Here is a 15,489-nt window from a genome sequence, read left to right on the forward strand (position 1 = left end):
TAAGGTTAATGGGCTAAGTTAATTTGGTTTTTGCCCTGATCCTTGGAAGCGTATAGTGCTTTATCCGCTTCTCTAATTAGTTGCAGCCTATCTTTTGTGTCTGGTTTTAATTCAGAAACCCCGATGCTGATGGTGTATTCGCACCTTTGATTCTCTACCACCATTGGGATGATTCTATCACTGACTATGGTTAGAAAGTGCTTTGCTTCAAGCTTGTTAATTTTTGGCAGTATGACTAAAAACTCATCACCTCCATAACGTCCGATAAGACTGTTCTTAGGGAGTTCATCAATGAGTAATTGAGCAAGGTTCTTCAAGCATCTATCACCTGTTTCGTGCCCAAACCTATCGTTAACACTTTTAAAGTTATCAACATCAACAAAAGCAATGGACAGATCATCTTTATTGCGTTGGGCCCTTACTAAGTTTAATTCTAACCTCTCAAGAATAGCTCCACGGTTAAGTAAGCGCGTTAGATCATCGGTCTCGGCTTTCGTCTTAATTAATCTCAAGCTTTCAATGTTGAGCAGGCAACGAGTTAACTCTGTGGCGTAATGTTGTAAAAAGTCGAGCATAGAAGGTGTCGGCCTAAACTCATCATCTACTTCTAGAATCAAGCAACTCCACTCATGCCTTCTCATCGCAACGGGGATGATGAACATATCCTCATAGATAATGTCAGCTTCTAGTCGCTTTGGAATTTTTAAGTCGCATATTCTTTTAATTTGCAAAGAGTTATCTCTAATAACTTGAGAGAACTTCTGCCTTTCCTGTCCAGAGGCTGCGTAAATATGGACCTTTGCATCCATCTGATAAATAGCCGCGGCACTAACAAACTTAATGCGTCTACGTAAGTCTTTTAGGAAAGTGGATACGACAATAGTTTCATAATCATGGCTTTTCGTATTATGTAGCTTTTGAGTTATGTTGTTGAGCAATGTCGAGAAATTTTTCTGCAGCTCATACGCTTGAGTACTTTCTAGAAATTCTTTTTGTGCGGTATCTCTTTGAGCTTTTATCTGAAGAACTCTGTCCGCTAATCCTAACGTGAAAATAGTTGCTTCAAGCAAAGAGGCAATGGCAAATCCATGACTAAACAAAAAGTTCATGGGTAGAATACCAAAAGTGGCTAAAATTCTGCATACGCCAGCAATAATAAGCAGCGCAAAGGCAATAGCAAAGAAAAACGCTTGTCGATTACCTTGTCGAAGAAGCTTGATGACCAACCAAAGGTACAAAGGAAATGCTAGTACAAGAGTAAGGTTGGTCATACTGACAACCAACTGCGGTACCGGTGATAGGATAAATCCTGCTGCAAAGAACACCAGCATCGATACTCGGAAAACGTTTAAAAACTTATGTTCAATTGGGGCTAATTTTTTTGTGGATAGAAAGGCTTGAGTAAAGTTGTAGAGAGCGTACATGCTTAAGCATAAAAAAATGAATAGAGCATTCTTATTATTAGCCAGAATAGACAAGGCAGGGAACTGATAAATATATCCCGTACTGCCCATGAGAAATATTAGAAAAGTACTGTTATAAAAAATATACAGTAAGTACTCTTTTCGTTTAATGATTAAGTAAAAAAATGTATTAACTAATATTAATAATATTATGCCAAAGAAGATGGCTGTAAATAGTTGATTGTACTGGTTATCAACTCGGTTAAAGGTTTCATACTCCCAAATTTCAACTGTTGGGACAACTTTCCGGTAGTGCTTTACTTGTAGGTAGAGCTCTTCTTTGGCATGGGAGTGCAACTTATATTCGTGTTGAAATCCCATAAATTCAGGAGCGGCTTCAAAGTCATATCGAGAGCTTTTGCTAATTAACTCAAGGCGTCCATTATTTAGCTTGTAGAGGCTAGTTTCATTGAGGTGACCTGGCTTTACTACTAATAGAGGGTGGTCAGGTTGCTGAATATTATTAGGAAGACGATAAAGTAAGTTTGTCGTGTCTTTATCTGCAGCTGAAAGAACTCCTAAGTTTTCAATTCGTCTTAATGATTCTGGGGAGTCATCTTTATTTAAGTCGTGATAAGTTACCGTTGCTTTCAGTGGCGCAAGGTTTTGTTTAGTAACGATTTTGGATGCCGTAAGCAAAATAGCCACAAGCAGTACGCTAATGGCTATTGTTGCGTAGTGGAGGCGTCCGATCATTTAAGTTTTATGTCACCAATGTGTACTAACTCTGGACAGTGACGTAATAAGTCGCCAGGGGTAACAAACATTGAAGACTGTGCTTGTAGGATTGCTATTCCTTGCTTTGGATCGGCTTTTTCTAGCTCGACTTGATGACTGACGCCATGCAAGACTTGAGCGAAATCGTGAATCGCATCAAGCAATTCATCTGCTACGGTTCCTGATGCTAGTAAGGTCTCATCGTTCATTGCTTCGTACAGCTCTTTAGCCAACTCTTCATCCGATGTATTGTCAGACTGCAAACCGCCTAGTTGGCTTTGTTGACGCTTATGCTTAAATGCTTTACTGAGCAGAGTGGGTCGATTGCTATCTCCCAGCAAGCTACCGTTTTTGATTGTCAGCTGATAGGCTTTGCCTGCTTCTTGATAACACTCAAACACAAACTGTGAACAAACCATCGGGTGTTTGTCAGGGTATTTATGCTGATTAATAGCGTCTAGTAGCTTTTCGGTTAGTCGCTTCAATATGCGTAGAATAATCTTCTGAGTTGTATCGCTAGGAGTAAACTTCTTATAAATTAAAAGCATTCCTACTAGATAGAGATTGTTCATAGCATAGGGCGCTTCGCCATTTAAATACTTCGCAGCTATATCCATGACAGGTTTAAAATCATCGATTGTCGTTTTATTTAATCGCATGACATGGACGGTTCTGCCTGGAAAGCGCATCGTAGCCTCAGCTATGCGTACCGCAGGTGGGGTTTCTTCGACCATTTTAGTCGGAATTTGATAAGTCATGGCTGCATGACTGACGGGGGCGTCAGTAAGCCATGTGATAGCTTTTGATATCCAACTACCTTCTTCTGGAGAAAAAAGTAAGACATCACCAGCTTTTAAGTCTCTAACGTGCATTGTAACTCCCTCTTTTTGAAGTTAAATATAGCGATTTAATGCAATAATGTATAGTGTTTGTCAAAGCTAAGCCATATAGATTAGCATAGGGTGTCAAGTCCAACATAAGCTGAGGAGAACTTATGAGACGATTAATTACAGCGACAGTCTGTTTGGCCACCATGGTTTTGTCACCAAAAGTAATGGCTCTTGATGAGAAGAGTGGGTGCAATGATTATGATGTTTTTGTTTTACGACATCTAGAAAAAGCCAATGATGGAACTCGAGACCCAAGTTTAAATTCAATAGGCAAGAAAAATGCTAAAACACTAGCTGCATTACCGATAATTAAAGAGGCTAGTCATAGTTTTTATACCCCTTATAAAAGGACCTACGAAACACTAGAATTTATTGATACCGAAAAGTCAGTCTACGATCCTATGCAAACGGAAAAATTAGTGCGTAAGATCAAAGATCAGCATTGTGGTGAAACTGTACTCGTAGTAGGACACTCAAACACGGTACCAGCTATTATAAAAGCATTGGGCGGGAGTTTTGATATTAGATATGCAGGTCAGAAGTTGTCTTCTGATCCCGTTATTATGCTCAACGAAAAAGATTATGGAAGTGTGTTTCGAGTGACCTTCCACAATGAACGAATTCATCAGCAACTGTATCACATCAATTCCAGCAGTGAGCAGACAAGAAAAAAGCGGTAACTGATACCGCTTTTACTTGCAGAAACTTCTATAAGACAGTGCTTTGCCCCTAATAAAGCTTAGGGGCATTTCAAAGGCTAAATCAAGAAGTCGTTTTTGCTGCTGTCGATGAGCTATGTTCACGCGAAGCATCTTCAATGGAGCGAGTTACAGCGCCATCAAAGCTATGAGGCTTTGGTGTAAATGCAATCGGCTCAATAGAACTTTGTGTAGTTGCTCTGCTCGCAGGGGCGCTGGCACTTGAAGGTAGATTGCCTTTAGAGACAGGTTTTTTGGCGACTACTTTCGGGGCCACTGTTTCTTCAGAAGCTGGGCTTTCAGGAGATTTCTCTTTAGAAGTCGCTTCACTTTGCATTTCTACAGACTTAGTCTCTTTCTGGGTATTGTTATCAAGGGCAGTTTGGCTAGATACAGGCTTTTCTGTCGTATCAGGCTTATTTTCTTGGTTCTGCTGCTCTTGACTGACACCTTCGTGGGCTTCAGGTAGCGGAGGTTGCTCAGTTGCAGTTTGCTCCTCTTTTACTTCTGAGAACTCAGATTCAGTGTCTTTGTCACTTTTTACTTGCTCTGCGTCTACCTTCTTAGAGACTTCTTTCTCGGAGACTCTTTCTTCAGAGTCTGCGTTCTTAGAAACAGGTACTTCCACTGAAGTTTCAGCGGTATTATCCACTGGGTTTTCAATGACTTCAGGTAAATCTTCGTCTTTTAGAACATCGCTAACCGTTCTTTCAAGTGACTTATGAGCTTTATACACCATGATATCTTCAGGCTTAGCCTTTGAGCGGTGTTGTTGCTTGTCCTGCGCTTGTGGCTTTTGCTGTTTAGCCTGTTGATTATCTTGGCTGTTACTCTTTGCTGCCTGTTCTTGCGGTTTAGGCTGCTGCGTATTCTCATTTTTTTGCTGTTGAGCTACTGGCTTTTGTATTGACTCCATGCGCTCAGCACGAGACTTACGTGGCGGACGTTGTTCAACTTGCTGTTGAGCTGGTTGCTGCTGCCCTTTTTGCTGGCCGCGGTTTTTATTGCGGTTGTTTTGCTTGTGATCATGCTGCTGACGATTGCCACCTTTTTGCTGCTGACCTTTTTGTTGGCCTTGCTTTTGCTGGCGGTTATCTTGCTCATTGCTTTTGTTACGATTGTCCTGGCCACGCTTATCTTGATGGCGAGGGTCTTGCTTTTGGTTGCTTTGATTGCGGTTGTCTTGGCGACGATCATTGCGACGACGGTTGCCTTTATAGTTTCCGCGACGATTGTTCTGATTACGATTGTCTTGACGATCGGAACCATGGCGACCTTTGCCTTTATAGTTTTTACTGTGTTTCTTGTTGCCTTTACCTTTTGACTTTTTCTTATCGTCACCAAATAAGGCTGTCCACAGACGCTTGAACAAGCCTGGTTTTTCTTTCTTAGACTTACTCTTCTTCTTTTTAGGTTTCGGGCTTGGAGCTGGAGGAGGTGTGCTGTGCTTTAACCCTTTAAGCGCAGGCTCATCTAATGGCTGCACAGGTTGGGTTGTGCTTTTCACAAGCTCGGCTTCAGGAGCTTTACCGATTAGTGAGTAACTATTGTCCTCAAGAGTTTCACCACCTTTGACGCGTAACACTTCGTAATGAGGTGTTTCCATGTGAGGATTTGGCACAACGACTAAACGAACTTTTTGGCGCTTCTCGATTTGCTCAATCTTGCGACGTTTTTCGTTCAATAAGAATGTTGCTACTTCAACAGGCAGTACAGCTTGTACTTCTGCCGTAGATTCTTTCATGGCTTCATCTTCCATCAAGCGAAGAATAGATAATGCCAATGAATCAGTACCACGAATCACGCCAGAACCGCTACAGCGTGGACATACGTGTTGGCTTGATTCTTCTAGAGAAGGACGCAAGCGTTGGCGTGACATTTCAAGTAAGCCGAAGCGAGAAATACGACCAATTTGAATGCGTGCACGGTCACGTGCGACGGAATCTTTTAGAACTTTTTCAACTTCACGCTGATTGCGAGGAGGGCCCATATCAATAAAGTCGATAACAATTAAGCCACCAATGTCGCGTAGACGTAGTTGACGAGCGATTTCTTCTGCCGCTTCTTTGTTGGTATGTAATGCTGTTTCTTCGATATCGCCACCCTTTGTTGCTTTCGCGGAGTTGATATCGATAGATAGCAATGCTTCAGTTTGGTCAAAAACGACTGAGCCACCAGACGGTAAACGTACTTCACGTTGGAAGGCGCTTTCAATTTGGCTTTCGACCTGATAACGATTGAATAGAGGGATTTCGTCTTTATAGAATTTCACTCGATTGACGAAATCTGGGCGCTGGTAACCTAGTTCAGTTTTAATACGGTCATAAACTTCTTTACGGTCAACGATAATTTCACCGATGTCCGGACGTAAATAGTCACGAATCGCGCGAGTAATGACGTCTGACTCTTGCGTGATTAAAAAAGGAGCAGGGCGGGTGTTTGATACTTCTTTGATGTTCTTCCAGAACTCTAACAAGTAGCCGAAATCGTAATTGATTTCTTCAAGGCTTTTACCAACACCAGCTGTTCTGACGATACAGCCCATGCCTTTAGGAACAGCAAGCTGTCCCATGATTTGCTTTAGATCAGAACGTTCTTCACCTTCGATTCGACGTGAAATACCGCCAGCGCGAGGGTTGTTAGGCATTAAAACAAGATAGCTACCCGCCAAACTGACAGAAGTGGTCAACGCAGCACCTTTATTACCACGCTCTTCTTTGTCAATCTGAACAATAATTTCTTGGCCTTCTTTTAGGGCATCTTTGATAGTTGGGCGACCCTTGTGAGGAGGGTTGTGCATATACTCACGGGCCACTTCTTTTAAAGGAAGGAAACCATGACGTTCAGCGCCATAGTCTACAAAGGCAGCTTCCAAGCTTGGTTCGATTCGGGTAACTTTACCCTTATAGATGTTGCCTTTTTTCTGCTCTCTACCTGCTAACTCAATATCCAAATCATATAAGCGCTGGCCATCGACCATCGCAACACGCAACTCTTCATTGTGGTTAGTTGCGTTAATTAACATACGTCTCATTGTATAAAAACTCTCTTTTTTAAACTGCGAACACAGTGAGAGCGAGAACAGAAATTTTAGGAATAGGCTGAGGTATACTACCTAACTTGTTGTTTAGGCAGTACTTTCTTGCTTAATTGTGACAAACATATTTATGACTAAAGAGTCTTTCATGCAGTTGTCTTTCCACGCTTAAAATTAATCAGTTTTTTCCTGTTTGGCTATTCTATGTCTTACCGCTTTTGTGCATAAAAGAAGCCAAACCAACCGAGCCAATTAGAATACTTTAAGGCTCTACTATTCTGTTACTTCACCATGTTCGGTGTTATTACATAAATTCTTTTGGGGGTGTCAGTATAACCATGCGTTTGTCGCTAAAGCGTTACGCGATTTGGGTTTACATCTAACACCAAGGTGTTGAGGCACTATTCTTGATTGGTATTGTTCTTATACCAATTTGCCTCACTTCTCATCGGAGCACTATAGACTCCGTGAGGGTATTATAAACAGATATATAGATTCCAGCAATCGTTATTCTGCTTAAGTTCTTGATTTGAGGTGCATTAAGGTGTTGTTTCTAGGTGATTTAGGGTATAGTTGCGCCCGATGAGTAATGATTCCCGCCCAAAAGTTCGATTTGTCGAAGTCAGTGCCGAAGAAGAAGGGCAGCGCATTGATAATTACCTGGTCAAGACGCTTAAAGGCGTCCCGAAGTCGCGTATTTATAAAATGGTGCGCAAAGGGGAAGTCCGCGTTAACAAAGGCCGTATTAAGGCTGAGTATAAAATTAAAGCTGGTGACTTTATTCGTATTCCGCCGGTTCAGACTGCTCAGCGAGACCAAGAAGTTCCGGTAAAGCTTAATGTTGTGCAGTCGCTTGAAGACGCCATTATTTACGAAGATGAGCGTATTATTGTGCTCAACAAGCCATCTGGTATGGCTGTTCATGGTGGTAGTGGTATGAGCTTTGGTGTGATTGAAGCGCTACGCGCATTACGGCCGACGGCACCTTTTCTCGAGCTGGTTCATCGCCTTGACCGTGATACATCAGGCTGTTTGATGATTGCTAAGCGCCGTAGCACGTTGCGCTTTATCCATAAGCAATTACAAGAAAAGAAGATCAGCAAACGTTATTGGGCATTAGTTACCGGGCACTGGCCTGCGAAGCAAAAGTTTGTTGATGCGCCATTACGGAAATTCCAAGTAAAGTCTGGCGAACGCTTGGTTCGAGTCAGCGATGACGGCAAACCCTGTTTGACCAGCTTCAAAGTGGTAGAGCGATTTAAAGAGTTAACCTTAGTATCGGCTGAGCCGATTACGGGGCGAACGCACCAAATCCGAGTGCATGCACAGTCTGTGGGGTGTAGCTTGGTGGGTGATGATAAGTATGGCGATGATGCGTTAAATCAACAGTTTAAGCGCGACGGCCTCTGTGAGCGACTTTTCCTTCATGCGTATTCTTTAGAGTTTAAAGTTCGTCCGGAAGACAAGAATCGAATCAAGGTCGAAGCTCCTTTGCCTGATGATTTGCAACATACTGTTAATCAATTGAGAAAACAGACATAAAGCCTTTTAAAACGATGCTGACACTCGACACGCCACTCATTGTTTTTGATTGGGATGGAACCTTAATGGACTCAACCGGAAGAATCGTTTCAGCGATGCAAACTACCGCTCGAAATCTTAAACTTCCGATCCCTAGCGATGATGAGGTTCGAGCTATTATTGGTCTAAGCTTAGGAAACTGTTATCGTCAATTATTCCCAGAAGTGGACGATCATGACTGGATTACAGAAGAGTACCGCTACCAGTATGTTGAAGGTGATAAAACACCAAGCCCGATGTTTGAAGGTGTGGAAGACGTTCTTACCAAGCTCAAAAATGATGGTTATTACCTGACGGTTGCGACAGGAAAAGCGCGCCATGGCTTAGATCGAGTGTTGAATGAGTCAAAACTTAAGCACTTTTTCGATACGACGATTGCCAGCGATGAGTCGAACAGTAAGCCTGATCCGGCTATGTTGCATACGTTAATGAAACATTTTGATGTAAAGCCTGAGGAAACGGTCATGGTAGGCGACACGACCCACGACCTGAAAATGGCACAGAATGCTGGCACGCATAGTGTTGGAGTGACTTATGGAGCGCACAAGGTTGAGTTGTTAAAACAGCACGCTCCACTCGCCATTATTGACGATATCCGCCAATTGATAAAACAGAAGTAAACCTTCTATACAAAGAACTAGCTGGCCAGTTCTTTTTGTAGCTTTTTCAATTGTTCAAATACTTCTTCGGCATGTATATCTGGATCCACGTCAGAATAGTGGTAAACGATATTGCCTTTAGGGTCGATGATAAAGGTTTCACGCTCAGCATATTCCATCGGTCCAAAGCCACCCAACACCTTATAGGCTTTACTGGCTTCTTGGTCGACATCAGCTAAGATCGTAAAAGGTAGTTTGTAAGCATTCGAGAAATCTTTATGAGAACTGACGTCGTCTAGAGAAATACCCACGATTTCGGCATTCAACGCTTTGTACTCAAGGTATTTATCACGAAAGTTTTTAGCTTCAGTAGTGCAGCCTGGAGTATCATCTTTGGGATAAAAATATAAAACGACCCACTGACCTTTAAAGTCTTTTAAGCTTTTTGTTTCACCATTCTGATCTTTCAGTTCGAAGCTTGGCGCTAAAGCACCGACCCAATTGGAGTTTGCCGCGACATTTGCTGAAAGAAAGAGGCCAAAAAGTACTAATAAAATACGTGACATAAGTTTTCCTTTATTTAAGATAGGACTGTTAATACACATAGGATAGCAAGATATCATCAATTTTGCGTGAATCAAGCCATCATAGTAAGGACTTAGAAATGGATTTATTTGATGTAATAAAAATTCCAGTATTACAAACTAAACGTCTTATTTTACGCTCCTATCAAGAAAGCGACCTAGATGCTTATTATGAAATGATGGCAGACCCCGACATTACGCGTTATTTGGTGCCTGGCCATCCAATGTCTCCTCGAGAGGCATGGCGAAGTATTGCTGGCATGGCGGGGCACTGGGTCTTGCGTGGTCATGGGCAGTGGGCGCTTGAAGAAAAAGAAACCGGAGAGTTCGTCGGGCGTTGTGGCATTATCGAGCCTGAGGGCTGGCCGGCTAAAGAAATCGGCTGGGTGCTTCATCCCAAAGCTTGGGGTAGAGGCTACGCTACAGAAGCTGCCGAAGCCGCGCTTGGTTTTGCTTTTAAGACCATGCGTCTTGAAAAAATTATCAGTCTCATTCAGCCCGGAAATGATGCCTCTGTTGCTGTGGCTAAACGAATTGGCGAGACTTTTGAAGATCGGATTAGTATTTATGATAAAGAAGCTGATGTTTATTCGATTACAGCGAAGGAGTACTTTAGTCGTTAGGAATATTTCTCAGTAACTATTGGATAAGCTTTAATTTATGAGCTTTATAAAACACAATGCCTCACGCTTTAAAGATCAGTTGTTAAAAGAAGTGGCTGGGTTAGAGCGATTAAGGGGTGTCATAGAATCTAACGACATTAAGTTACGAATTCCTCGTGTTATCAATGTGTCTGAACACCAGTTAGAACTAGAAAGAGTCAAGAGGGTTAGCCCTAACTCAGAAATGATGGCTACTTTCGGCAAAGAATTAGCCAAGCTCCACAGTATTCCATCTAAACGAGCTGGCCTTGAAGAAGATAACTATATTGGTTTAAACCCGCAGGAGAATGGTTTGTACCAAGACTGGGGAAGCTTCTTTTATGAAAAGCGGCTCAAGTTTCAAGTAGAGATGGTCACTTCGCCAAGAGTGCGAGAGAGTTTTCTTGAGGTCTTGAGTAACAATCGGGAACGTCTGATTCGCTGGTTAAACGAGCACTGCGAGCATGCGAGTCTTGTGCATGGTGACTTATGGTCAGGAAACGTTATGTTCGATGAGCAAAATGTTTGGCTAATTGATCCTGCGGTTTATTTCGGCGATAGGGAAGTTGATCTCGCCATGACCGAAATGTTCGGGGGCTTTAATCATCATTTCTATGATGCCTATGATGACATATTACCTAGAAGCCAGGAATATGGTACAAAGAAGGTGATTTATAACCTATATCACTACTTAAATCACTATAACTTGTTTGGGGATGGGTATTTATCCGCTTGTCAGCGGGGGATAGAGTTAATTAAGGATTTAAAATAAAGAAAGAAAAGCATTTAATTTTATTGGCTGTATGCTCTTTTTTGCTTTTTTTGTGCTGTCTATATCACTGCGCTGAGTAGTCAAAATGATTGGCCCGACAACTTTGCAGGCTTGATAATACTATTCCTTAGCTGGAAGTGGAGTTAATCATACATTTGGTTGTAGATAAGCTACTATTTCAATTATTGTGGGGGAGCGGGTGTTGTGAATACTATCTTTAAAGAGAAACGTTTTTTATTCGTTTTTTGTTTAGTAGCATGGTTAGGTGTGCTGTTACAGCTATATCTGTCTATGGAAACATCGGTGACCAACGACAAGCCATTTACCCACGGCTTAGTCATGTACACGGGGTACTTTACGGTTTTAACCAATATTTTTGTGGCTGTACTTTTGCTTTTGAAGCTTACAGGAAGTCACTTGAGTTGGTCTAATGACTCCCTTAGAGGCTGTGCAACCACCGCTATTCTTTTGGTGGGCATTGTGTATCACGTAGTGTTAAAAGATATTTGGGAGCCACAAGGGTGGCAGTGGTGGGCTGATGTCATCCTACACTATGTTACTCCGATTTTATCACTACTATATTGGCTGCTATTTCCCGGTAACAAGTCTTTCTCAATAATGGAGCCGGTTAAGTGGATCGTATATCCATTGATTTACATCATTTATATTTTGATAAGAGGAAAGGTTGTTGGGTTGTATCCTTACCCTTTCTTAGATTTGAGCTCTATTAGTATTGAACAGTTTGCGTTAAATTCGCTAGGAATTCTCGTTGTGTATGTTGTTATTGGTGGCGCTTTGGTACTGATTGCTAAATGGGTGACAAAATCCAAAATATCTTGAACTGTCGGAGTAAAGCACTAAAGGAGCTGCTAAGATTACATACTAATGTCATTTCATCTTAAATAACCTGAACTCCAAGCTTTCTCAGGCTTTGCGCTAAAGTAATCAGTGGTAGCCCAATCAAGGCAGTGGGGTCTTTTGAGGATAAAGATTCAAATAGGGCGATACCAAGGCCTTCGCATTTAAAGGAGCCTGCGCAGTCAAGCGGTTGTTCGCGCTGCACATAACGCTCGATTTCGTCTTTTTCTAGCACTCTGAATGATACTTCTGTAACCACCACATCAATAGTTTTTGCTTGCTGACCACTTTCTAGTACGCATAGCGAGGTGTAGAAGATGACGGTTTTACCACTACAAGCTTGAAGCTGTTCGATAGCTTTTGTTTCAGTATGGGGCTTCCCAAGGATTTGGCCGCCTAATACGCAAATTTGGTCTGAGCCGATAATAATACTGTCTGGGTGATTGAGCGATACGGTCATTGCTTTCTGTTCAGCTAAACGCGCGACATGCTCAACGGGTTCTTCATCGGGGAAGGGCGTTTCATCGATATCTGGCGACTCACAGCTAAAGTCATTCAGAACGCGACTGAGTAGCTCCTTTCTGTAAGGTGAAGAAGAAGCGAGAACAATGTTTTTGCTATTTGTTGATTTTGTCATATGAGTGCTTGTTGTATGGTTCAAATACCGTTAAAATTTGACTTAGAAACAAGTAGTTAGCCTACATTTTGTGTGATTTAGCCAAGAAATCAACCAAATCTTCGATTTCAAAGCAAAAAAACGCCAAAAATAGTGGGTTTGCTTTGACTAAAACCCAAGATATCTGTATTATTGCGCGCCTATGTCAAGTCGCAGGTTACCGGCGTCTGTTGATCCCTACAAGTTTGCGGATCAAGAGAAAGAAATAAACGCCACACTCGATCTGGAATACTTAGACCGATTTCGTCAGGAGCTAGCCTCCGATAAAGGTGAAATTGTCTGCAGTATTAAAGGGGATAGAGTAGAAGATACTCATGTCACTTTACTTGAGCTTAGCCTCAAGGGTGAAGTTGAATTGATTTGTCAGGGCTGTTTAGAGCCTTTTCCATATCAGGTTGACCACCAAGTGATTATCTATCCATGTTACTCGGAAGAGCGAATGGAGCATGTGCCTGACGACGGCGACCCGGTTTTAGTCGATGACGACGGTTTGCATTTGAAAACAGTCGTAGAAGATGAATTGATTTTGTCTTTGCCTCCCGTAGCATTATATGGGGAGTGCATGGATATGGATGCTTACGAAAGTGGTGAGCTTCCACGAGAAAGTATTGAAAAAGCGGAAAAGGATAATCCTTTTAACGCATTGAAAGATTTAAAGTTTGATTAAGCAGGAGATTTAGAATGGCTGTACAAAAGAATCGCAAAACTCGCTCTACGCGTGGTATGCGTCGCTCGCACGACTCTTTAACTGCACCTACGTTGTCAGTAGAGAACGAAACAGGTGAAGTTCATCGTCGTCACCACGTGACTAAAGATGGTTTCTACAAAGGTCGCAAAGTAGTTTAATAGTCTTCTATTAAATTCACTTGGTTTTTGATCAGTCGGATTTTCCGTGACAAAAACGCTAGCGATTGATTGCATGGGGGGCGATTATGGCCCCTCTGTTATTATTCCGGCAGCAATTTCTGCGCTGCAACAACACTCTGATCTTCAAATATACCTTGTTGGCCCTCAACAAGATATTCAAAATCACCTAAAGCAGTTTCCCAATTTTGGCTCTCGTCTAAAGATTCAGGCTGCGTCTGAAGTCATTGGTATGTCAGAAAAGCCGTCAGCGGCGATTCGACGTAAACCTGACTCATCAATGCGTAAAAGTCTTGAGTTAGTGCGTGATGGCCAGGCTGATGCCTGTGTGAGCTCAGGAAATACTGGGGCTTTGATGGCCTTGGCTACTGTACTGTTAGGTACATTACCTGGAATAGAGCGTCCAGCTATAACTGCAGAATTGCCGAACCGTAAAGGTTCTGTCACCAATATGCTGGATCTGGGCGCCAATATTGATGCCAGCGCTGAGCAACTAACAAGTTTTGCCATTATGGGCCATGTTCTCAGCGAACGTGCTGATGGTATCGAGAATCCTCGTGTTGCATTATTAAATATTGGCGAAGAGGCGATAAAAGGTCGAGATAGCATTAAACTTGCTGGTGATATGCTGTCTAACCAATCAGAGATTGATTATGTGGGCTACATTGAAGCTAATGAAATCTTTGACGGTGATGTTGATGTCGTCGTGTGCGATGGCTTTACAGGTAATAATGTGCTTAAAGCCTGCGAAGGAATTACGCGCTTCCTGTATGATCAATTAAAAACTGAGTTTACGAGCAATTGGTGGAGCAAAGCTGTTTCGGCTTTGGTGTGGCCTTTGTTAAAACGTTTTCAGCGTCGTATCAACCCCGACCAGTATAACGGTGCAAGTCTGTTAGGATTACGCGAAATCGTTATTAAGAGTCACGGTTCTGCGGATAGTAAGGCAACTTTGTTTGCAATTAATAAAGCTATCACAGAAATCGAAAGACAGGTGCCACAGGCTATTCAAGACAAGGTTGCTCAGTTACTATTAAATACTGATAATGAAGAGTAAGACTCTGATTTGACGATTCAATGAGACGAATAAATAAAGGTAGATAGTGTGAAACATTCTCGAATTTTAGGCATGGGAAGTTACTTGCCAGAAAAGGTGTTAACTAACGCCGATCTGGAAAAGATTGTAGAGACTTCAGATCAGTGGATTACTGAGCGTACTGGTATCAAAACTCGCCACATAGCTGCCGATGACCAATCAGCGTCACATTTAGGCGTTGAAGCGGCTAAGAAAGCCATTGCGGATGCAGGCATTGAGGCAAAAGATATCGATATGATTGTTGTCGGTACGGCCACTCCAGACAAAATGTTCCCGAGTTCAGCTTGCTATATTGGACATGAACTTGGTATTGGTGGCGTTCCTGCTTTTGATATTACAACTGCTTGCCCAGGCTTTGTTTATGGCTTGAGTATTGCTGATCAGTTTATTAAAACAGGCCATCGTAAGAATGTATTAGTGGTCGGCACTGAGGTGCTTTCTCGTTTAGTTAACTGGGAAGACCGTACGACTTGTGTCATTTTTGGTGATGGTGCTGGTGCTGCAGTTGTGACTGCCAGTGACGAGCCAGGTATTTTATCAACGCATATTCATGCAGACGGTGGTTACGGCGATTTATTGTATTGTAACAATGGTTTACGTGATCAGTTGGGTGATTTCCCAGAGCCACAAATTGTCATGCGTGGTAATGAAGTCTTTAAAGTTGCAGTAAAAACACTGAGCAGCATTGTTGATGAAACGCTTGAAGCAAATAACATGACAAAAGACGATATCGACTGGTTGATTCCACACCAAGCGAATATCCGTATTATCCAAGCTACGGCCAAGAAACTTGGTGCTGGTATGGATAAAGTCGTGGTTACCGTTGATAAACACGGTAATACATCAAGCGCGTCGATTCCGCTAGCCATGTGCGAAGCGATTGAAGACGGTCGTATTAAGCGGGGCGATATTTGCTTGCTTGAAAGCTTCGGTGGTGGATTTACATGGGGTTCGGCCTTAATTAAGTATTAGAAAAAAGAGCTAATACTTCGCTGAGACTTTGTTATCAGACT

The 15,489-nt window shown here is 42.3% G+C and carries 15 protein-coding genes; 10 read left to right on the top strand and 5 right to left on the bottom strand.

Annotation, left to right across the window (positions count from 1 at the left end):
- Positions 1-5 precede the first annotated feature (5 nt).
- Together TQ33_RS11640 and TQ33_RS05195 are read right to left on the bottom strand one after the other, a co-directional pair.
- A complete protein-coding gene (locus TQ33_RS11640; RefSeq protein WP_052735212.1) occupies positions 6-2,159 on the bottom strand; it encodes a sensor domain-containing diguanylate cyclase in 2,154 nt (717 codons plus the stop codon).
- On the bottom strand, positions 2,156-3,052 hold the full coding sequence (locus TQ33_RS05195; protein ID WP_046561114.1) for a hypothetical protein: 897 nt from the start codon (positions 3,050-3,052) through the stop codon (positions 2,156-2,158). The genes TQ33_RS11640 and TQ33_RS05195 overlap by 4 nt, the downstream gene beginning before the upstream one ends.
- 122 nt (positions 3,053-3,174) lie before the next feature.
- On the opposite strand from TQ33_RS05195, the gene TQ33_RS05200 reads away from it, so the two are divergent.
- The gene (locus TQ33_RS05200; RefSeq protein ID WP_046561115.1) at positions 3,175-3,750 is read left to right on the top strand and encodes a phosphoglycerate mutase family protein; all 576 of its coding nucleotides are present in this window, start codon (positions 3,175-3,177) and stop codon (positions 3,748-3,750) included.
- A gap of 82 nt (positions 3,751-3,832) precedes the next feature.
- Here TQ33_RS05200 and rne read toward each other — a convergent pair whose 3' ends face one another.
- Complete coding sequence (gene rne / locus TQ33_RS05205) at positions 3,833-6,802, bottom strand: ribonuclease E (protein WP_046561116.1); 2,970 nt, start codon at positions 6,800-6,802, stop codon at positions 3,833-3,835.
- A gap of 585 nt (positions 6,803-7,387) precedes the next feature.
- Here rne and rluC point away from each other — a divergent pair.
- Together rluC and TQ33_RS05215 are read left to right on the top strand one after the other, a co-directional pair.
- On the top strand, positions 7,388-8,347 hold the full coding sequence (gene rluC / locus TQ33_RS05210; protein WP_046561117.1) for a 23S rRNA pseudouridine(955/2504/2580) synthase RluC: 960 nt from the start codon (positions 7,388-7,390) through the stop codon (positions 8,345-8,347).
- A gap of 14 nt (positions 8,348-8,361) precedes the next feature.
- Positions 8,362-9,006, top strand: coding sequence for an HAD-IIIA family hydrolase (locus TQ33_RS05215; protein ID WP_046561118.1), 645 nt, complete (start codon positions 8,362-8,364; stop codon positions 9,004-9,006).
- A 17-nt stretch (positions 9,007-9,023) separates the two neighbouring features.
- Here TQ33_RS05215 and TQ33_RS05220 read toward each other — a convergent pair whose 3' ends face one another.
- Complete coding sequence (locus TQ33_RS05220; protein ID WP_046561119.1) at positions 9,024-9,551, bottom strand: peroxiredoxin; 528 nt, start codon at positions 9,549-9,551, stop codon at positions 9,024-9,026.
- A gap of 98 nt (positions 9,552-9,649) precedes the next feature.
- Here TQ33_RS05220 and TQ33_RS05225 point away from each other — a divergent pair, with 98 nt between their 5' ends.
- The 3 genes from TQ33_RS05225 (at position 9,650) to TQ33_RS05235 (ending at position 11,822) form a co-directional block, all read left to right on the top strand.
- Positions 9,650-10,192, top strand: coding sequence for a GNAT family N-acetyltransferase (locus tag TQ33_RS05225; protein ID WP_046561120.1), 543 nt, complete (start codon positions 9,650-9,652; stop codon positions 10,190-10,192).
- Between the two features lie 37 nt (positions 10,193-10,229).
- Positions 10,230-10,982 carry a fructosamine kinase family protein gene (locus TQ33_RS05230; protein WP_046561121.1) on the top strand — a complete coding sequence of 251 codons (753 nt, stop codon included), beginning with the start codon at positions 10,230-10,232 and terminating at the stop codon, positions 10,980-10,982.
- 204 nt (positions 10,983-11,186) lie between these two features.
- Positions 11,187-11,822 carry a Pr6Pr family membrane protein gene (locus tag TQ33_RS05235; protein WP_046561122.1) on the top strand — a complete coding sequence of 212 codons (636 nt, stop codon included), beginning with the start codon at positions 11,187-11,189 and terminating at the stop codon, positions 11,820-11,822.
- 58 nt (positions 11,823-11,880) lie between these two features.
- On the opposite strand, the gene TQ33_RS05240 is transcribed toward TQ33_RS05235, so the two are convergent.
- Positions 11,881-12,477 carry a Maf family protein gene (locus tag TQ33_RS05240; RefSeq protein ID WP_046561123.1) on the bottom strand — a complete coding sequence of 199 codons (597 nt, stop codon included), beginning with the start codon at positions 12,475-12,477 and terminating at the stop codon, positions 11,881-11,883.
- Positions 12,478-12,658: 181 nt separating this feature from the next.
- Here TQ33_RS05240 and TQ33_RS05245 point away from each other — a divergent pair, with 181 nt between their 5' ends.
- The 4 genes from TQ33_RS05245 to TQ33_RS05260 are packed head-to-tail and all read left to right on the top strand — an operon-like array spanning position 12,659 to position 15,448.
- Positions 12,659-13,183, top strand: coding sequence for a YceD family protein (locus TQ33_RS05245; protein WP_046561124.1), 525 nt, complete (start codon positions 12,659-12,661; stop codon positions 13,181-13,183).
- A gap of 14 nt (positions 13,184-13,197) precedes the next feature.
- On the top strand, positions 13,198-13,362 hold the full coding sequence (gene rpmF, locus TQ33_RS05250; RefSeq protein WP_046561125.1) for a 50S ribosomal protein L32: 165 nt from the start codon (positions 13,198-13,200) through the stop codon (positions 13,360-13,362).
- Between the two features lie 46 nt (positions 13,363-13,408).
- Positions 13,409-14,437, top strand: a complete 1,029-nt coding sequence (gene plsX / locus TQ33_RS05255; RefSeq protein ID WP_071841093.1) for a phosphate acyltransferase PlsX — start codon at positions 13,409-13,411, stop codon at positions 14,435-14,437.
- Between the two features lie 48 nt (positions 14,438-14,485).
- Entirely contained in the window at positions 14,486-15,448 is a 963-nt protein-coding gene (locus tag TQ33_RS05260) for a beta-ketoacyl-ACP synthase III (protein ID WP_071841094.1), read from the top strand.
- The last annotated feature ends 41 nt before the right edge of the window (positions 15,449-15,489 follow it).

Source organism: Kangiella geojedonensis, assembly GCF_000981765.1.
GTDB classification, from domain to species: domain Bacteria; phylum Pseudomonadota; class Gammaproteobacteria; order Enterobacterales; family Kangiellaceae; genus Kangiella; species Kangiella geojedonensis.